Source organism: Lelliottia jeotgali, from assembly GCF_016771845.1.
Taxonomy (GTDB): domain Bacteria; phylum Pseudomonadota; class Gammaproteobacteria; order Enterobacterales; family Enterobacteriaceae; genus Enterobacter; species Enterobacter jeotgali.
Map to the genome: position 1 here is coordinate 144,206 of NZ_JAENMQ010000003.1, position 17,623 is coordinate 161,828.

Annotated in this window: 18 protein-coding genes; 14 read left to right on the forward strand and 4 right to left on the reverse strand. The window is 53.6% G+C overall.

Features of this window, described 5'->3' with window-relative positions; genetic code table 11:
- Positions 1-21 precede the first annotated feature (21 nt).
- Complete coding sequence (locus tag JBO43_RS09495; RefSeq protein ID WP_202674186.1) at positions 22-651, forward strand: helix-turn-helix domain-containing protein; 630 nt, start codon at positions 22-24, stop codon at positions 649-651.
- A gap of 327 nt (positions 652-978) precedes the next feature.
- Positions 979-1,653, forward strand: coding sequence for a DUF1120 domain-containing protein (locus tag JBO43_RS09500; RefSeq protein ID WP_202674187.1), 675 nt, complete (start codon positions 979-981; stop codon positions 1,651-1,653).
- A 91-nt stretch (positions 1,654-1,744) separates the two neighbouring features.
- Here the strand turns inward: JBO43_RS09500 and icd are convergent, their stop codons facing one another.
- Entirely contained in the window at positions 1,745-2,995 is a 1,251-nt protein-coding gene (gene icd / locus JBO43_RS09505; protein ID WP_174348626.1) for an NADP-dependent isocitrate dehydrogenase, read from the reverse strand.
- 108 nt (positions 2,996-3,103) lie between these two features.
- Here icd and rluE point away from each other — a divergent pair, with 108 nt between their 5' ends.
- On the forward strand, positions 3,104-3,766 hold the full coding sequence (gene rluE / locus JBO43_RS09510; RefSeq protein ID WP_202674188.1) for a 23S rRNA pseudouridine(2457) synthase RluE: 663 nt from the start codon (positions 3,104-3,106) through the stop codon (positions 3,764-3,766).
- On the opposite strand, the gene JBO43_RS09515 is transcribed toward rluE, so the two are convergent.
- Complete coding sequence (locus tag JBO43_RS09515; RefSeq protein ID WP_202674189.1) at positions 3,761-4,258, reverse strand: methylglyoxal synthase; 498 nt, start codon at positions 4,256-4,258, stop codon at positions 3,761-3,763. The genes rluE and JBO43_RS09515 overlap by 6 nt on opposite strands.
- Positions 4,259-4,376: 118 nt before the next feature.
- Here JBO43_RS09515 and JBO43_RS09520 point away from each other — a divergent pair, with 118 nt between their 5' ends.
- The 7 genes from JBO43_RS09520 (at position 4,377) to JBO43_RS09550 (ending at position 11,519) form a co-directional block, all read left to right on the forward strand.
- Positions 4,377-4,850, forward strand: coding sequence for an NUDIX hydrolase (locus JBO43_RS09520; RefSeq protein WP_202674190.1), 474 nt, complete (start codon positions 4,377-4,379; stop codon positions 4,848-4,850).
- A 40-nt stretch (positions 4,851-4,890) separates the two neighbouring features.
- Positions 4,891-6,000, forward strand: coding sequence for a tRNA 2-thiouridine(34) synthase MnmA (gene mnmA, locus JBO43_RS09525; protein ID WP_103947600.1), 1,110 nt, complete (start codon positions 4,891-4,893; stop codon positions 5,998-6,000).
- A 27-nt stretch (positions 6,001-6,027) separates the two neighbouring features.
- The gene (gene hflD, locus JBO43_RS09530; protein ID WP_202674191.1) at positions 6,028-6,657 is read left to right on the forward strand and encodes a high frequency lysogenization protein HflD; all 630 of its coding nucleotides are present in this window, start codon (positions 6,028-6,030) and stop codon (positions 6,655-6,657) included.
- Positions 6,658-6,676: 19 nt separating this feature from the next.
- Entirely contained in the window at positions 6,677-8,047 is a 1,371-nt protein-coding gene (gene purB / locus JBO43_RS09535; protein ID WP_202674192.1) for an adenylosuccinate lyase, read from the forward strand.
- A gap of 124 nt (positions 8,048-8,171) precedes the next feature.
- The gene (gene phoP / locus JBO43_RS09540; protein WP_095281629.1) at positions 8,172-8,843 is read left to right on the forward strand and encodes a two-component system response regulator PhoP; all 672 of its coding nucleotides are present in this window, start codon (positions 8,172-8,174) and stop codon (positions 8,841-8,843) included.
- A complete protein-coding gene (gene phoQ / locus JBO43_RS09545; protein ID WP_095281628.1) occupies positions 8,844-10,307 on the forward strand; it encodes a two-component system sensor histidine kinase PhoQ in 1,464 nt (487 codons plus the stop codon).
- Positions 10,308-10,397: 90 nt separating this feature from the next.
- The gene (locus JBO43_RS09550; protein WP_095281627.1) at positions 10,398-11,519 is read left to right on the forward strand and encodes a ribosomal protein uL16 3-hydroxylase; all 1,122 of its coding nucleotides are present in this window, start codon (positions 10,398-10,400) and stop codon (positions 11,517-11,519) included.
- A 141-nt stretch (positions 11,520-11,660) separates the two neighbouring features.
- Here JBO43_RS09550 and JBO43_RS09555 read toward each other — a convergent pair whose 3' ends face one another.
- On the reverse strand, positions 11,661-12,152 hold the full coding sequence (locus JBO43_RS09555) for an REP-associated tyrosine transposase (protein ID WP_202674193.1): 492 nt from the start codon (positions 12,150-12,152) through the stop codon (positions 11,661-11,663).
- Positions 12,153-12,263: 111 nt separating this feature from the next.
- Complete coding sequence (pepT, locus tag JBO43_RS09560) at positions 12,264-13,487, reverse strand: peptidase T (RefSeq protein ID WP_103947603.1); 1,224 nt, start codon at positions 13,485-13,487, stop codon at positions 12,264-12,266.
- Positions 13,488-13,737: 250 nt separating this feature from the next.
- Here pepT and potA point away from each other — a divergent pair, with 250 nt between their 5' ends.
- The 4 genes from potA to potD are packed head-to-tail and all read left to right on the forward strand — an operon-like array spanning position 13,738 to position 17,546.
- Positions 13,738-14,874 carry a spermidine/putrescine ABC transporter ATP-binding protein PotA gene (gene potA / locus JBO43_RS09565; protein ID WP_202674194.1) on the forward strand — a complete coding sequence of 379 codons (1,137 nt, stop codon included), beginning with the start codon at positions 13,738-13,740 and terminating at the stop codon, positions 14,872-14,874.
- On the forward strand, positions 14,858-15,715 hold the full coding sequence (potB, locus tag JBO43_RS09570; RefSeq protein ID WP_202674195.1) for a spermidine/putrescine ABC transporter permease PotB: 858 nt from the start codon (positions 14,858-14,860) through the stop codon (positions 15,713-15,715). Before potA ends, potB begins: the two co-directional genes overlap by 17 nt.
- The gene (gene potC, locus JBO43_RS09575; protein WP_103948621.1) at positions 15,712-16,503 is read left to right on the forward strand and encodes a spermidine/putrescine ABC transporter permease PotC; all 792 of its coding nucleotides are present in this window, start codon (positions 15,712-15,714) and stop codon (positions 16,501-16,503) included. The genes potB and potC overlap by 4 nt, the downstream gene beginning before the upstream one ends.
- Entirely contained in the window at positions 16,500-17,546 is a 1,047-nt protein-coding gene (gene potD / locus JBO43_RS09580; protein WP_202674196.1) for a spermidine/putrescine ABC transporter substrate-binding protein PotD, read from the forward strand. Before potC ends, potD begins: the two co-directional genes overlap by 4 nt.
- Positions 17,547-17,623 lie beyond the last annotated feature (77 nt).

Genomic DNA, 17,623 nt, shown 5'->3' on the forward strand with positions numbered 1-17,623 from the left:
TTCGAATATAGGCTACTATTAATGGCAAAAGTGACGAGTGGAAAACATTCTATGTTAAATCCCAGAGAACATATTCAGCTCTTAATTGATAATTTATCGCAGCAAGAAAATATCTTCACCAAACGTAAAAACCAGATTGTCACGATGGACGGCTTCACTGAAAGAAATATTCTCATTTTTCACCAGGGGGTTATTTCAGGTTGTCGGCCGAGTGATGACCGACTTTTAGTGAATTTCAGTGCACCACGGATTTTCGGCATCAACCTCTATTTTGACACCACGCTTTTATATTTTCGGGCCTGCACCGACATCCGCTATGAGTTTCTGCCTTTCGTGGAGGCAGAGAAAATCATCAATGAAAAAAATCTGTGGCAAGGTGTCTCCGTCAACCACATGATGACCATCGCTAACATGCTGAAGTATGTTAACAACATGGCCGGGGTGTCCAGTTACGCCCAGGTGATTAACTGCCTGTATCAACTTCAGGCTGAGCCGGAGATTATTCGCTTACGCCGCACAGCGGCTGATTATATTGTCGATAAAAGCGGACTATCGCGCAGCACAGTGATGAAAATGCTGGCCCAGTTCAAAGCCGAAGGTAAGGTACTGCTAAGTAAGGGCTTGCTGATGGATGTGAAAAACCTCGAGTAATCAGCCTATCAACTTTTCTACTATGCGGATTGCCTGTATCGGTTGATCAGGCATTCCGTAGCCATTTAGATTCTGTTTCGCCCTCCCCTTTTTCATTTCCACGCGTTGCTCCTCTTAATTCTCTCTCTATTAATAATCGCTTTTATTTTCATGGACCTTTAAAAAGCCTGATCTCTATAAATATAAAGTCGAGTCCAGTTTTACACTCAACATTGAATCCATAACTGCGTGCTTATTGAATTGAAGGATTGCGAGATAATACAGATAATATGTTCAACAAGACAACAGTGTCTTATTTAAATCATCCAACTGAAGAGTCATTATTCCATGAAAAACATTTTTAAATTCTGTGCAGCCGCTGCACTCGTTATCTCTACTGCTAACTCCGCATTCGCAGCAGATACTGCCGACCTGAAAGTACAAGGAACTTTAATTATGGGTTCCTGTACGCCTTCTCTTTCATCCGGTGGCGTTGTGGATTATGGATCACTGCCGATCGCTTCTCTGAGTGATACTGCCGTAAACCAGTTAGGCGATAAGGATATTACCCTGACCCTGAGCTGCACAAGTCCAACAAAAGTAGCCTGGACGACCATGGATGATAAATCCTCAAGCGTTGTCGATACCGGACCGAAAGTAGCTGAGGCTGTCACAAGCCCAGCCAATGAGTTTGGTCTGGGCGAAACGGCAGATCATGTTAAGTTAGGCTCATATGGTCTCGTTGCCAACTACGAAAAAGTCACCGTTGATTCAGCCCCTGGGCATTTGGCTGATTCTGTTGATAATGGTGCCACCTGGGCCGCAGAGGTAAGTGACGTTTATAACCACCCAGACGGTAGCCGACTGATCACTTTCGCTGACACTCTGGGTAACCCTGTAGAAATCACTACAGCTACTGATGTTTTGACTGTCGGCGCATCAATCCAGGATACAACTACCCTGGCAATCACCGATGACACCCCGCTGGATGGCCAGGCAACTATCTCTGTGAAGTACCTGTAATACAGTCCTCACGAAGGACATTCATCTCAATCAGACATAAAAAAAACGGGAGCCTTTCGGCTCCCGTTTTCATTTAACCCAGTAAACTGGATTACATGTTTTTGATGATCGCGTCACCAAACTCTGAACATTTCAGCAGCTTAGCGCCGTCCATCAGGCGTTCGAAATCGTAAGTCACGGTCTTAGCGTTAATCGCGCCTTCCATACCTTTAACGATCAGGTCTGCGGCTTCGAACCATTCCATATGACGCAGCATCATTTCCGCGGACAGGATGATGGAACCTGGGTTCACTTTATCCTGGCCTGCGTATTTCGGTGCGGTACCGTGGGTGGCTTCGAACAGCGCGCACTCGTCACCGATGTTGGCGCCTGGGGCGATACCGATACCGCCAACCTGGGCTGCCAGGGCGTCGGAGATGTAGTCACCGTTCAGGTTCATACAGGCGATCACGTCGTATTCCGCCGGACGCAGCAGGATCTGCTGCAGGAACGCATCGGCGATCACGTCTTTCACAACGATCTCTTTGCCAGTATTTGGGTTCTTGATTTTCACCCATGGGCCGCCGTCGATCAGCTCACCACCAAACTCCTCACGCGCTAACTGGTAACCCCAGTCTTTGAAAGCGCCTTCGGTGAATTTCATGATGTTGCCTTTGTGAACCAGGGTCACGGAATCACGGTCGTTGGTGATTGCGTATTCGATGGCTGCACGAACCAGGCGCTTGGTGCCTTCTTCGGAGCACGGCTTGATGCCGATGCCGCAATGTTCAGGGAAACGAATCTTCGTTACGCCCATCTCATCGCGCAGGAACTTGATCACTTTTTCGGCTTCGGCGCTGTCGGCTTTCCACTCGATACCGGCATAGATGTCTTCGGAGTTTTCACGGAAGATAACCATGTTGGTCAGCTCAGGGTGTTTAACCGGGCTTGGCGTACCCGCGTAGTAACGCACCGGGCGCAGACACACGTACAGGTCAAGCTGCTGGCGCAGCGCAACGTTCAGGGAACGAATACCGCCACCGACCGGGGTAGTCAGCGGGCCTTTGATGGCAACGCGGTAATCACGAATCAGGTCCAGAGTTTCTTCTGGCAGCCAGACATCCTGGCCATACAGTTGGGTAGATTTTTCGCCGGTATAGATTTCCATCCAGGAAATTTTCCGCTCGCCCTTATAGGCTTTCTGCACGGCGGCATCCACCACTTTGATCATGGCTGGCGTCACATCCACACCGATACCATCACCTTCAATGAAAGGAATGATTGGGTTGTGAGGGATGTTCAGTTTGCCATCTTGCAGGGTGATCTTCTTACCTTCCGCCGGAACGACTACTTTGCTTTCCATTAACCTCTCCTTCGAGCGCTTCTGGTTTTTTGTTAATGAGTTGTAATATGCGAGCTCATACTACTCGAATATCAGGCTCGCGCCAATCACTCATGAATTTCCGTTATAATGCTCGAATCCACCCATTCTGAAAACACTATGAACAAAACTTCTTTTAGAAATCACCAAGTTGAACGATTCAGCACGCGACGCAACGCCAAAAAAAAGCCTGACACTGGACCGAAGCGGCTGGTTATCTTCAATAAACCTTATGATGTGCTGCCGCAGTTCACGGATGAGGCGGGACGCAGCACCCTGAAAGATTACATCCCGTTACAAGGAATTTATGCCGCTGGCCGCTTAGACAGGGACAGCGAAGGCCTGCTGGTGCTGACTAACGACGGACAGCTCCAGGCGCGACTGACCCAGCCGGGCAAGGGCACCGGTAAGATTTACTACGTGCAGGTGGAGGGCGAACCGACGGCAGAGGCGATTGATGCCCTGCGCAATGGCGTGACGCTCAATGACGGCCCCACCCTGCCCGCCGGTATTGAGCTGGTCGCAGAACCCGAGTGGTTATGGCCGCGTAACCCGCCGGTTCGCGAACGCAAAACCATCCCCACCAGCTGGTTGAAAATCACCTTATATGAAGGGCGGAATCGCCAGGTGCGACGCATGACGGCGCATGTCGGTTTTCCAACGTTGCGCCTGATAAGGTATGCGATGGGGACATTGACGCTGGACAATCTGGCATCGGGTGAGTGGCGGGAAATCCCGATAGATTCGTTATAAAAGATGCTGCGTATGAACGCCATTTTGCGTGACGTGGGATACGCGACTGCTGAGGAACGCATCTCCGTCCGGAACGGTGATATCGAACGTCTGCTCAAAGAGCGACGAGTGGATCAGGAAATTGGCGCTACAGGCATTGCTGACGATGGGAATATTCCACGCCGTTGCCAGACGCATCAGGGCCTTCACATCCGAGTGATGCGGCACTGCGCTCAGCGGGTCCCAGAAAAAGACCAGCACATCAATCTGGCCCGACGCGATGAGATAACCCAGCTGCTGGTCGCCGCCTATCGAGCCGCTCATCAGCGCCAGGACGGGCAAACGCGTGTGGGCAAGCAGCAGGTTTCCGGTGGTGCCGGTGGCGTAGATGGTGTGGCCCTCAAGTGCCGTTTGATTATCGATTGCCCAGTTGAGCAGGTCGGGTTTGCAGGGATCGTGAGCCACTAAAGCGATACGTTTCTTTTGCGGCATAGTACGCGTGGTAAGCTGCATGATGGTACCCTCGGTGGTGAGAATCAGAACCTCAGCAAGTATAGAGCACCGGGTAAAAATGTGATCCAGATCAAATATTGATATTGAATTGCGTCATTCAGCTAACTAAGGAAAAACGATGTTTAAACCACACGTTACCGTCGCCACCCTGGTTCACGCCGAAGGCAAATTCCTCGTCGTCGAAGAGACGATCAACGGCAAAGCGCTGTGGAACCAGCCCGCGGGTCATCTTGAAGCCGACGAAACGCTGGTTCAGGCCGCGCGTCGCGAGCTGTGGGAAGAGACCGGTATTCACGCCGAACCGCAGCACTTTGTACGTCTGCATCAGTGGATCGCTCCCGATCGCACGCCATTCCTGCGCTTTTTATTCGTCGTCGAACTTAACGAAATGTGCGCCACTGAGCCGCACGACAACGATATCGACCGTTGCCTGTGGGTGACGGCAGAGGAGATCCTGAACGCGCCAAACCTGCGCTCGCCGCTGGTTGCCGAAAGCATTCGCTGCTATCAGTCCGGTAGCCGCCTGCCGCTTGAGGTGATCGCGGAATTTAACTGGCCGTTTACAGAGGGTGCCAACGCGGGGGGCGCGTGATAGAATACGCCGCCTTTAAGTTCAATGTCGTGAGTATTCCATGTCAGATAACAGCCAGAAAAAAGTGATCGTCGGCATGTCCGGCGGTGTCGATTCCTCCGTTTCCGCGTACCTGTTGCAACAACAGGGCTACAAGGTGGAAGGCCTGTTCATGAAGAACTGGGAGGAAGACGATGGCGAGGAATACTGTACGGCGGCAGCGGATCTTGCAGATGCGCAGGCCGTGTGCGACAAACTCGGCATTGAACTGCATACCGTTAACTTTGCTGCCGAGTACTGGGACAACGTGTTCGAACTCTTCCTCGAAGAGTACAAAGCGGGCCGCACCCCGAACCCGGATATCCTCTGCAACAAAGAGATCAAATTCAAAGCCTTCCTCGAATTCGCCGCCGAAGACCTGGGCGCAGATTACATCGCGACCGGTCACTACGTGCGCCGCGCGGATGTTGATGGCAAAAGCCAGCTGCTGCGCGGTCTCGACGGCAATAAAGATCAGAGCTATTTCCTCTACACCCTCGGTCACGAACAGATTGCACAAAGCCTGTTCCCGGTCGGTGAGCTGGAAAAACCAGAAGTGCGTAAAATCGCCGAAGAACTGGATCTGATCACCGCGAAGAAAAAAGACTCCACCGGCATCTGCTTTATCGGCGAGCGCAAATTCCGCGAATTTCTGGGGCGCTACCTCCCTGCTCAACCGGGCAAAATTATCACCGTTGACGGCGATGACGTCGGCGAGCACCAGGGCCTGATGTACCACACCCTCGGTCAGCGTAAAGGTCTGGGCATTGGCGGCACCAAAGAAGGCAGCGAAGAGCCGTGGTATGTGGTCGATAAAGATGTCGAAAACAATATTCTGGTGGTGGCTCAGGGCCACGAGCATCCGCGTTTGATGTCCGTCGGGCTTATCGCTCAGCAGCTGCACTGGGTCGATCGTGAACCGTTTACCGGCACTCTGCGCTGCACGGTGAAAACCCGCTATCGTCAGACTGATATCCCTTGCACTGTCACCGCCATTGATGACGAACGTATCGAAGTGCGTTTCGACGAGCCGGTTTCTGCCGTCACGCCTGGCCAGTCCGCTGTCTTCTACAGCGGCGAAATTTGCCTCGGCGGCGGGATCATTGAACAGCGTCTGCCGCTGGCCGAATAAACAGTTTGCACACCAAAAGGAGCACGTGTGGCGAAGAATTATTATGACATCACCCTGGCGCTGGCCGGCATTTGCCAGTCCGCCCGTCTGGTGCAACAGCTGGCACATCAGGGTCATTGCGACGCTGATGCGCTGCACGTTTCGCTCAACAGCGTTATCGATCTTAACCCAGGCTCGACGCTTGGGGTGTTCGGTGGCAGCGAAACCAATCTTCGCCTCGGCCTTGAAACCCTGCTCGGCGTGCTGAATGCCAGCAATCGTCAGGGACTGAATTCAGAACTGACCCGTTACACCTTAAGCCTGATGGTGCTGGAGCGTAAGCTGAGCGGCGCAAAAGGCGCGATGGACACGCTCGGCAACCGCATTGACGGTTTACAGCGTCAGCTTGACCATTTTGATTTGCAGTCCGAAACCCTGATGAGTGCGATGGCCGCGATTTACGTCGATGTCATCAGCCCGCTCGGTTCACGCATTCAGGTGACCGGCTCCCCTGCCGTGCTGCAAAGCCCACAGGTGCAGGCCAAAGTCCGCGCCTCGCTGCTGGCCGGGATTCGTGCCGCCGTGCTGTGGCATCAGGTTGGCGGTGGCCGACTGCAGTTAATGTTCTCTCGTAATCGCCTGACGACTCAGGCAAAACAAATTCTTGCTCATTGTTAACCTCCCGGAGTTGCGAATTATGGAATTATCCTCACTGACCGCCGTTTCCCCTGTCGATGGACGTTACGGCGATAAAGTCAGCGCGCTGCGCGGGATCTTCAGCGAATATGGTCTGCTGAAGTTCCGTGTACAGGTTGAAGTGCGCTGGCTGCAAAAGTTAGCTACCCAGGCAGCAATCAAGGAAGTTCCTGCTTTTGACGCCCAGGCAAACGATTACCTTGATAAAATCGTCGCGGAGTTCAGCGAAGAAGACGCGGCGCGTATCAAAACCATTGAGCGCACCACCAACCACGATGTGAAAGCGGTTGAATACTTCCTGAAAGAGAAAGTAGAGAGCGTACCGGCGCTGCACGCGGTGTCTGAGTTCATCCACTTTGCCTGTACGTCTGAAGATATCAACAACCTGTCTCATGCCCTGATGCTGTCGACTGCGCGTCAGGACGTGGTGCTGCCTTACTGGCGCAAAATCATCGACGCGGTGAAAGACCTCGCCGTGCAATACCGTGATATCCCGCTGCTTTCCCGTACTCATGGCCAGCCAGCCACACCGTCCACGATGGGCAAAGAGATGGCGAACGTGGCGTACCGTATGGAACGTCAGTATCGCCAGCTGGAGCAGGTTGAGATCCTCGGTAAAATCAACGGCGCAGTCGGGAACTACAACGCCCACATCGCGGCGTATCCGGAAGTGGACTGGCATCAGTTCAGCGAAGAGTTCGTGACCTCTCTGGGAATTCAGTGGAACCCGTACACCACTCAGATCGAGCCGCACGATTACATCGCCGAGCTGTTTGACTGCATCGCGCGTTTCAACACCATCCTGATCGATTTCGACCGCGACGTGTGGGGCTACGTGGCTCTGAACCACTTCAAGCAGAAAACCATCGCCGGTGAGATCGGCTCGTCCACCATGCCGCATAAAGTGAACCCGATTGACTTCGAAAACTCCGAAGGCAACCTGGGTCTGGCCAATGCCCTGCTGCAACACATGGCGAGCAAACTGCCGGTTTCCCGCTGGCAGCGTGACCTGACGGACTCCACAGTCCTGCGTAACCTCGGCGTGGGTATCGGCTATGCGCTGATTGCGTATCAGTCCACCCTGAAAGGCGTGAGCAAACTGGAAGTGAACCGCGATCGTCTGCTGGACGAACTGGATCACAACTGGGAAGTATTGGCCGAGCCAATCCAGACCGTGATGCGTCGTTACGGCATCGAAAAACCGTACGAAAAACTGAAAGAGCTGACCCGCGGCAAACGCGTCGACGCTGAAGGCATGAAACAGTTTATCGACGGTCTGGATGTGCCAGAAGAAGAGAAAACGCGCCTGAAAGCGATGACTCCGGCGAACTACATCGGTCGCGCCATTAAAATGGTAGATGAGCTGAAGTAATTGCCTTTACCCTCTTTCCGCCCGGAAAGAGGGTTCCTTCCTCTGCGGTTTACGCAATGTTTATCCCCGTAACAACATAATCACGTTAAACTATTCATACCATTCATGTTAGGGAGAAGAGATGATGCGCGTACTGGTTGTTGAGGATAATGCATTGCTACGTCATCACCTGAAAGTTCAGCTTCAGGAAATGGGGCATCAGGTGGATGACGCGGAAGACGCAAAAGAGGCAGATTATTATCTCAATGAACACCTGCCCGATATCGCCATCGTCGATCTGGGGCTGCCGGATGAAGACGGTTTATCGTTGATCCGCCGCTGGCGCAGCCACGATGTCTCTCTTCCGGTGCTGGTTCTAACTGCCCGTGAAGGCTGGCAGGACAAAGTTGAAGTGCTCAGCGCAGGCGCTGATGATTACGTCACCAAACCGTTCCATATCGAAGAAGTGGCCGCCCGTATGCAGGCGTTGATGCGCCGTAACAGCGGTCTGGCGTCCCAGGTTATCTCCCTTCCGCCATTCCAGGTGGATCTCTCGCGTCGTGAATTCTCGATCAACGACGAAGTTATCAAGCTGACGGCGTTTGAATACACCATTATGGAAACGCTGATCCGCAACAGCGGCAAAGTGGTGAGTAAAGATTCCTTAATGCTCCAGCTTTATCCCGATGCCGAACTGCGCGAGAGCCACACCATTGATGTGCTGATGGGCCGCTTACGTAAAAAAATCCAGGCACAATACCCACAGGACGTCATCACCACGGTGAGGGGTCAGGGATACCTGTTTGAATTACGCTAAATGAAAAAAATCCTTCGCCACTTTTTGCCGCTGTCGCTGCGGGTCCGCTTTTTACTGGCCACCGCTGCCGTGGTGCTGATCCTGTCTCTCGCTTACGGCATGGTGGCGCTGGTCGGGTATAGCGTCAGCTTCGACAAGACCACATTCCGTCTGCTGCGCGGCGAGAGCAATCTCTTCTACACCTTGGCTAAATGGGAAAATAATCGAATCAGCGTGGAAATGCCGGAAAATCTCAACCGGCAAAGCCCGACGATGGCACTGATTTATGATGAAAAAGGTCAGTTGCTGTGGGCGCAGCGCCATGTGCCGTGGGTTGAAAAAAGCATTCGTCCAGAGTGGCTTAAAACTAACGGATTCCACGAAATTGAAGCCGATCTGAATGCGACCAGTTCACTGCTGGGCAACGACGAGTCCATGCAGCGCGAACTCGCTGAAATTCGTGAGGATGACGACAATACAGAGATGACGCACTCGGTAGCGATTAATCTCTACCCGGCGACCATTGATATGCCGCAGCTCACCATCGTAGTCATCGACACCATTCCGGTAGAGCTTAAACGTTCCTACATGGTCTGGAGCTGGTTCGTATATGTTCTGGCTGCCAACCTGCTGTTGGTTATCCCGCTGCTGTGGGTCGCTGCCTGGTGGAGCCTGCGTCCTATCGAATCGCTGGCGAAAGAGGTCCGCGAGCTCGAAGAACACAACCGGGATAAGCTCAATTCGCAAACCACGCGCGAACTCACCAGCCTGGTGCGAAATCTCAACCGCCTGCTGAAAAGCGAGCGCGAACGTTACGATAAATATCGCACCACCCTGACCGATCTGACGCACAGTCTGAAGACGCCGCTCGCGGTGATGCAAAGCACGTTGCGATCGATGCGCAGTTCGAAGCTCAGCGTCGACGACGCCGAGCCGGTAATGCTGGAGCAAATCAGCCGTATCTCCCAGCAGATTGGCTATTATCTCCACCGCGCCAGTATGCGCTCCGGCAGCCCGTTGTTAAGCCGTGAACTGCACCCCGTCGCCCCGCTGCTGGATAGCCTGACCTCAGCGCTGAATAAAGTCTATCAACGCAAAGGGGTGAACATTAGCCTCGATATTTCGCCGGAAATCAGTTTTGTCGGTGAGAAAAATGACTTTATGGAAGTGATGGGCAATCTGCTGGATAACGCCTGCAAATATTGCCTCGAATTTGTCGAGGTTTCTGCGCACCAGACCGATGACGAGCTGCAAATTATCGTTGAGGACGATGGCCCCGGTATCCCGCAAAACAAGCGTGACGTGGTGTTTGATCGCGGTCAACGCGCCGATACGCTCCGCCCTGGTCAGGGTGTCGGTTTATCCGTTGCGCAGGAGATTGTCGATCAATACAACGGCAGAATTGAAACCAGCGACAGCCTGCTGGGCGGCGCGCGCATGGTCGCCATTTTTGGCCGCCAGCATCCCTCATCTGACGATAGTTAGAGCGGAATGTGAAAAAAGCGAGATTGTCGCACTCAGGCTCTTGCGCTTCCGTTATAATCCGAGTCAGTAAGAGCCTGCGGAAATATAATTATGGATTATCAATTAACACTTAACTGGCCCGAATTTATCGAACGCTACTGGCAGAAACGCCCGGTCGTTCTTAAGCGCGGCATCAGCAACTTTGTCGACCCGATCTCGCCGGATGAACTGGCTGGACTGGCGATGGAAAACGAAGTCGACAGCCGTCTGGTGAGCCATCAGGATGGGAAATGGCAGGTCAGCCACGGTCCTTTCGAAAGCTACGATCACCTCGGGGAAACCAACTGGTCGCTGCTGGTTCAGGCCGTCAACCACTGGCATGAACCCACCGCAGCCCTGATGCATCCGTTCCGCGCCCTGCCCGACTGGCGCATGGACGATCTGATGATCTCCTTCTCTGTTCCGGGCGGTGGCGTGGGCCCGCACCTCGACCAGTACGATGTGTTTATCATTCAGGGAACTGGCCGTCGTCGCTGGCGCGTCGGCGATAAAGTGCCGATGAAACAGCACTGCCCGCACCCGGACCTGCTGCAGGTTGACCCGTTCGAAGGCATCATCGACGAAGAGATGGAGCCGGGCGATATTCTCTATATTCCGCCAGGATTCCCTCATGAAGGCTATTCTCTTGAGAACTCGCTGAACTATTCGGTTGGCTTCCGTGCGCCAAGCGGTCGCGAGATGATCAGCGGATTTGCGGATTACGTTCTGCAACGCGAGCTGGGCAGCCATCGCTACAGCGACCCGGACGTGCCTGCGCGTGAACATCCTGCCGACATTCTGCCGCAGGAGCTGGATAAACTGCGCGAAATGATGCTCGGTTTGATTAACGAGCCGGAGCATTTCCGCCAGTGGTTTGGCGAGTTTGTCAGCCAGTCACGTCACGAGCTGGACGTTGCGCCCGCCGAACCGCCTTATCAGCCGGATGAAATTTACGACGCCCTGCAACAGGGTGATTCGCTGGTCCGTCTGGGTGGGCTGCGCGTGCTGCGCATTGGCGATGATATTTTCGTCAACGGCGAGAAGCTGGATTCCCCGCACCGTCCAGCGCTGGAAGCCCTTGCCAGCCATCTGGTGCTGAATGCAGAAACCTTCGGTGATGCGCTGGAAGATCCGTCATTCCTCGCGATGTTAGCCGCGCTGGTGAATAGCGGGTATTGGTTCTTCGAGGACTGAGTTGCCTGCTTGTGTCGGGTGGCGCTTCGCTTACCCGACCTACAAAAACGGTGCGGTTTGTTGATGTCGGGTGGCGCGTCGCTTGCCCGACCTACGAGTTAGATTTTGTAGGCCGGGTAAGGCGTAGCCGCCACCCGGCTTTTATTTCGGCTCCCCAGCTGCAATGTCCTCCAAATCTCCCGCCCAATCTTCCGGATACAATCCACTACGCACATCCCGATGAAACGTTGAAAACGGCCAATCCGCCACGCGATTGACATACCCATGTTTCACCGGATTGATATACACGTAGTCCATATGCCGCCGGTAATCTTCTTCATTACGAATCGTATGTTCCCAAAAACGCGGTTGCCACACGTAACGCATTTCAATCGCGCGGGTAAAGTTTTTCTTGATTTCCCGCCAGCGCCCCGAATAGTCATCATCGTTTTCCGGGAGCGTCCAGATACAGTGCATATGTTCGGGGAGCACCACCCAGGCGTTGATGGTGAAGGGTTTTGTGCGTTTGACGGTTTTGATTGCAGCGCGTAGAGGGTCGATATGGCGGGTGAGCAGATCGCTCTGGCGGTTTTGCAGATTGACGGTGAAAAACCAGGTTCCACCGGAGATGTAGTTTCGGCGGTAATTTGACATGGGAAATCCTTTTCCGGGTGTCGGGCGTCGGGTGGCGCTTCGCTTACCCGACCTACAAAAACATTAAATCGTAGGCCGGGTAAGGCGTAGCCGCCACCCGGCACAAAGCGGCTACTGCTTCGCCGTCAACTCCGCAATCCGCACAATCACGTTCACCGCTTTCTCCATCCCTTCCAGCGTCACAAACTCATGTTTGCCGTGGTAGTTATAGCCACCGGTAAACAGATTCGGGCATGGCAGTCCCATGAACGAGAGCTGCGAGCCATCGGTGCCGCCGCGAATCGGTTTGAGCTGGGGTTCGATGTCGCAATCGCGCATCGCCTGCTGGGCGATATCGAGAATGTGCGGATGCTCCACCACTTTCTCGCGCATGTTGTAGTAGCTGTCCTCGATGATCAGCTCAATGTAACAATCCGGGTGCAGCCCTTTGCCGACCTTTTTGGCGATTTCCATCATCTTACGCTTACGCGCTTCAAAGGCTTTACGGTCAAAATCGCGAACGATGTAGTGCATCTGCGCACTGTCCACCGTGCCTTTGATGCTGGTGAGATGGTAAAAACCTTCATAGCCTTCAGTCTGCTCTGGGCTTTCTTCGGCGGGCACTTCCGCATGAATCCGCGAAGCCAGCGACAGGGCGTTGACCATCACCCCTTTTGCCGAACCGGGATGGACATTATTACCAACGATTTTGATGGTCACAGAAGCTGCGTTAAAGTTTTCAAACTCCAGCTCCCCCACGCCACCGCCGTCGACGGTGTAAGCCCACTTCGCATCGAACGCTTCGACGTCGAAATGCTTCGCCCCTTTGCCCACCTCTTCATCCGGCGTAAAGGCGACGCGGATATCCCCGTGCGGAATGTTTTTGCCTTTCAGCACCGCCAGGGCAGTCATGATCTCCGCCACACCGGCTTTATCATCCGCGCCCAGCAGCGTTTTGCCGTCGGTGGTGATAATGGTCTGGCCCAGAAGCTGATGCAGCACCGGGAACATCACCGGCGAGAGCACCTCGTCGCCAATACCCAGCGCGATATCGCCACCACGGTAATTTTCAACAATCTGCGGATTGACGTTCTTACCGCTAAAATCAGGTGAGGTATCAACGTGAGAAATGAATCCAATCGCCGGAACCGAACCTTTGACATTCGACGGCAGCGTCCCCATCACCGTGCCTTTCTCGCTCAAGGTCACGTTGACCAGGCCGAGCTCCTCCAGCTGATCCTTCAGCAGGTTTAAAAGCTTCCACTGGCCCTCGGTGCTCGGCACCTGTCTGACACCCGCTTTAGATTGGGTATCCAGCGAAACGTACTGTAAAAAACGCTCAAGTAATTTTTCCATGCAGTCACCCTCACTTTTTGTGACAACATTATCAGGAAGCATCAAATCCCAAATATTGCGTCAGGTCACTTTTATCCCGTAAACGAGAATATTTTCGATTTTGTCGTGATTCGTTAATAAATGTAGCTTATCAATCAGTCACAAGGATTGGTGATTTCAGTGGTTTGCCGTAGAATGACCGCCCTCATTAAGAGTCACCAAGGTGGTTACACACAAACCCCGCAGTCGGTAAACCCACCGACGCGTTTATATGGGACAGCGCCAAAAATTGAATACACAACCAGGAACACTGTCACCGCTGGTTCTTCTGTCGGGGATCAGCAAAAGTTTCGATGGTAAAACCGTCATTGACGATCTTAACCTGACTATCAATAACGGTGAGTTTCTCACGCTGCTTGGCCCTTCTGGCTGCGGCAAGACAACCGTTCTGCGCCTGATTGCCGGACTGGAAAACGTCGACAGCGGCCAAATTCATCTTGAAAATCAGAACATCACCGATGTTCCCGCCGAACATCGTCACGTTAATACCGTCTTTCAGAGCTACGCCCTGTTTCCGCACATGACCGTGTTCGAAAACGTGGCATTCGGCCTGCGCATGCAAAAAACACCTGCCGATCAAATCACCCCGCGTGTGAACGATGCCCTGCGAATGGTTCAGCTCGACGAGTTCGCCCAGCGTAAACCGCATCAGCTCTCCGGTGGCCAGCAACAGCGGGTGGCGATTGCCCGCGCAGTGGTCAATAAACCGCGCCTGCTGCTGCTGGATGAGTCCCTCTCCGCGCTCGACTACAAGCTGCGCAAGCAGATGCAGAACGAGCTGAAAGCACTGCAGCGTAAGCTTGGCATTACCTTTGTATTCGTTACGCACGATCAGGAAGAAGCCCTGACCATGTCGGACCGTATCGTAGTGATGCGCGACGGCAAAATTGAGCAGGACGGCACGCCGCGCGAAATCTACGAAGAGCCGAAAAACCTGTTTGTCGCCAGTTTCATTGGCGAGATCAATATCTTTGATGCCACGGTGATTGAGCGTCTCGACGAGCAGCGCGTGCGTGCCAGCGTGGAAGGCCGCGAGTGCAACATTTACGTCAATTTTGCCGTCGAGAAAGGTCAGAAGCTGAACGTGATGCTGCGCCCGGAAGATCTTCGCGTCGATGAAATTCACGATACCACCGACGCGGAAGGCCTGATCGGCTACATCCGCGAGCGTAACTACAAAGGTATGACGCTTGAATCCGTAGTTGAGCTGGAAAACGGCAAAATGGTGATGGTCAGTGAGTTCTTTAACGAGGATGACCCCGACTTTGACCATCCGCTCGATCAGAAAATGGTCGTTAATTGGGTAGAAAGCTGGGAGGTTGTGCTGGCCGATGAAGAACACCAGTAAATTCCAGAACGCGGTGATCGCCACGATCGTGGGTTGGCTTGTGTTGTTTGTTTTTCTGCCCAACCTGATGATCATTGTCACCAGTTTTCTGACCCGCGACGATACGAACTTCGTCAGTCTGGTCTTTACGCTGGATAACTACGCGCGCCTGCTGGACCCACTCTACTTTGAGGTCTTGCTGCACTCCCTCAACATGGCGCTGATTGCCACGCTCGCCTGCCTGGTGCTGGGCTATCCCTTTGCCTGGTTTCTGGCGCGGCTGCCGCAAAAAATCCGCCCGCTGCTGCTGTTTCTGCTGATTGTTCCCTTCTGGACCAACTCGCTGATCCGCATCTATGGCCTGAAGATTTTCCTGAGCACCAAAGGGTATCTGAACGAGTTTTTGCTCTGGCTGGGGGTGATTGATACACCGATTCGTATCATGTTCACCCCGAGCGCGGTGATTATCGGCCTGGTCTATATTCTGCTGCCGTTTATGGTGATGCCGCTCTATTCGAGCATCGAAAAGCTCGATAAACCGCTGCTCGAAGCGGCACGCGATCTGGGTGCCAGCAAGCTGCAAACCTTCCTGCGGATCATTATTCCGCTGACCATGCCGGGCATTATCGCCGGTTGTCTGCTGGTGATACTCCCGGCGATGGGGCTGTTCTACGTCTCGGATCTGATGGGTGGTGCGAAAAACCTGCTGATCGGCAACGTGATTAAGAGCCAGTTCCTGAACATTCGCGACTGGCCGTTTGGCTCGGCCACCAGCATAACGCTAACGGTGGTAATGGGCCTGATGCTGCTCGTTTACTGGCGTGCCTCCCGCTGGCTGAATAAGAAGGGAGATCTCGAATGATCGGTCGTCTGCTGCGCGGCGGTTTTATGTCCGCCATTTACGCATTCCTGTACATCCCGATTATCATTCTGATCGTGAACTCGTTTAACAGTTCGCGATTCGGAATTAACTGGCAAGGCTTTACCACCAACTGGTACAGCCTGCTGATGAACAACGATAGCCTGTTGCAGGCCGCACAGCACTCCCTGACGATGGCGATAGTCTCCGCGACCTTTGCCACGCTGATTGGCTCCCTGACCGCCGTGGCGCTGTATCGCTACCGTTTTCGCGGTAAACCGTTTGTCAGTGGAATGCTGTTTGTGGTGATGATGTCGCCGGACATCGTAATGGCGATCTCCCTGCTGGTATTGTTTATGCTCCTCGGCATTCAGCTTGGCTTCTGGTCGCTGCTCTTCTCCCACATCACCTTCTGCCTGCCGTTCGTGGTGGTGACGGTTTACTCCCGTCTGAAAGGCTTTGACGTGCGGATGCTCGAAGCAGCGAAAGATCTGGGCGCGAGTGAAATGACCATCCTGCGTAAAATCATCCTGCCGCTGGCAATGCCCGCGGTCGCCGCCGGATGGCTGCTGAGCTTTACCCTGTCGATGGACGACGTGGTGGTCTCATCGTTCGTCACCGGTCCGGGTTATGAAATTCTGCCGTTGAAGATTTATTCGATGGTGAAAGTCGGCGTGTCGCCTGAGGTGAACGCGCTGGCGACGATACTGCTGGTGCTATCGCTGGTGATGGTGATTGCCAGCCAGCTTATTGCTCGTGATACAACTAAATCTCAGGGGACGTTAAAATGAAAAAATGGTCACGCCACCTGCTCGCGGTAGGCGCTCTCGCAATCGGCATGAGCGCCGCGCACGCGGACGACAGTAAAACGCTCTACTTCTACAACTGGACCGAGTATGTGCCTCCGGGCCTGCTGGAGCAGTTCACCAAAGAGACCGGGATCAAGGTGATCTATTCGACCTACGAGTCGAATGAAACCATGTATGCCAAGCTCAAAACCTACAAAGACGGCGCGTACGATTTGGTAGTGCCGTCGACCTACTTTGTCGACAAAATGCGCAAAGAAGGGATGATCCAGAAGATCGACAAAACCAAGCTCACCAACTTCGATAATCTCGATCCGGAGATGCTGAACAAGCCGTTCGACCCGAACAATGACTACTCCATTCCGTACATCTGGGGCGCGACGGCTATCGGTGTGAATAGCGACGAGATCGATCCAAAAACTGTCACCAGTTGGGCCGATCTGTGGAAGCCAGAGTACAAAGGCAGCCTGCTGCTGACCGACGACGCACGCGAAGTGTTCCAGATGGCGCTGCGTAAATTAGGTTATTCCGGTAACACCACCGATCCAAAAGAGATTGAGGCGGCATATAACGAGCTGAAAAAGCTGATGCCCAACGTGGCGGCGTTTAACTCCGACAACCCGGCCAACCCGTATATGGAAGGCGAAGTGAATCTGGGGATGGTGTGGAACGGCTCGGCCTACGTGGCGCGTCAGGCGGGGACTCCGCTGCAAGTTGTGTGGCCGAAAGAAGGCGGGATCTTCTGGATGGACAGCCTGTCAATTCCGGCAAATGCTAAAAATGTCGACGGCGCGATGAAGCTGATTAACTTCCTGCTGCGCCCGGAAGTTGCAAAACAGGTAGCCGAAACCATCGGTTATCCCACGCCAAACCTGGCGGCCCGCAAGTTGCTGAGCCCGGAAGTGGCGAACGATAAGTCACTGTATCCGGATGCAGAAACGGTCAAGAAAGGCGAGTGGCAAAACGACGTTGGCGACGCGAGCCGCATTTATGAAGATTATTATCAGAAGTTGAAAGCGGGTCGTTAACGTTAAGCAGGCCGGGTAAGGCGAAGCAGCCACCCGGCAAAAAACGACTGTGCGGGCTGAAAAATGCCCGGTGGCGC

Bases quoted from the DNA above. Each gene is read 5' to 3' on its own strand.
- rluE (WP_202674188.1), top strand. From the start codon at position 3,104: ATGCTCGAATCCACCCATTCTGAAAACACTATGAACAAAACTTCTTTT.
- JBO43_RS09555 (WP_202674193.1), bottom strand. From the start codon at position 12,152: ATGTCAAATTACCGCCGAAACTACATCTCCGGTGGAACCTGGTTTTTC.
- potB (WP_202674195.1), top strand. From the start codon at position 14,858: ATGAAGAACACCAGTAAATTCCAGAACGCGGTGATCGCCACGATCGTG.
- potA (WP_202674194.1), top strand. From the start codon at position 13,738: ATGGGACAGCGCCAAAAATTGAATACACAACCAGGAACACTGTCACCG.
- icd (WP_174348626.1), bottom strand. From the start codon at position 2,995: ATGGAAAGCAAAGTAGTCGTTCCGGCGGAAGGTAAGAAGATCACCCTG.
- JBO43_RS09500 (WP_202674187.1), top strand. From the start codon at position 979: ATGAAAAACATTTTTAAATTCTGTGCAGCCGCTGCACTCGTTATCTCT.
- potD (WP_202674196.1), top strand. From the start codon at position 16,500: ATGAAAAAATGGTCACGCCACCTGCTCGCGGTAGGCGCTCTCGCAATC.
- phoQ (WP_095281628.1), top strand. From the start codon at position 8,844: ATGAAAAAAATCCTTCGCCACTTTTTGCCGCTGTCGCTGCGGGTCCGC.
- JBO43_RS09550 (WP_095281627.1), top strand. From the start codon at position 10,398: ATGGATTATCAATTAACACTTAACTGGCCCGAATTTATCGAACGCTAC.
- mnmA (WP_103947600.1), top strand. From the start codon at position 4,891: ATGTCAGATAACAGCCAGAAAAAAGTGATCGTCGGCATGTCCGGCGGT.
- JBO43_RS09515 (WP_202674189.1), bottom strand. From the start codon at position 4,258: ATGCAGCTTACCACGCGTACTATGCCGCAAAAGAAACGTATCGCTTTA.
- phoP (WP_095281629.1), top strand. From the start codon at position 8,172: ATGCGCGTACTGGTTGTTGAGGATAATGCATTGCTACGTCATCACCTG.
- JBO43_RS09495 (WP_202674186.1), top strand. From the start codon at position 22: ATGGCAAAAGTGACGAGTGGAAAACATTCTATGTTAAATCCCAGAGAA.
- JBO43_RS09520 (WP_202674190.1), top strand. From the start codon at position 4,377: ATGTTTAAACCACACGTTACCGTCGCCACCCTGGTTCACGCCGAAGGC.
- purB (WP_202674192.1), top strand. From the start codon at position 6,677: ATGGAATTATCCTCACTGACCGCCGTTTCCCCTGTCGATGGACGTTAC.
- potC (WP_103948621.1), top strand. From the start codon at position 15,712: ATGATCGGTCGTCTGCTGCGCGGCGGTTTTATGTCCGCCATTTACGCA.
- pepT (WP_103947603.1), bottom strand. From the start codon at position 13,487: ATGGAAAAATTACTTGAGCGTTTTTTACAGTACGTTTCGCTGGATACC.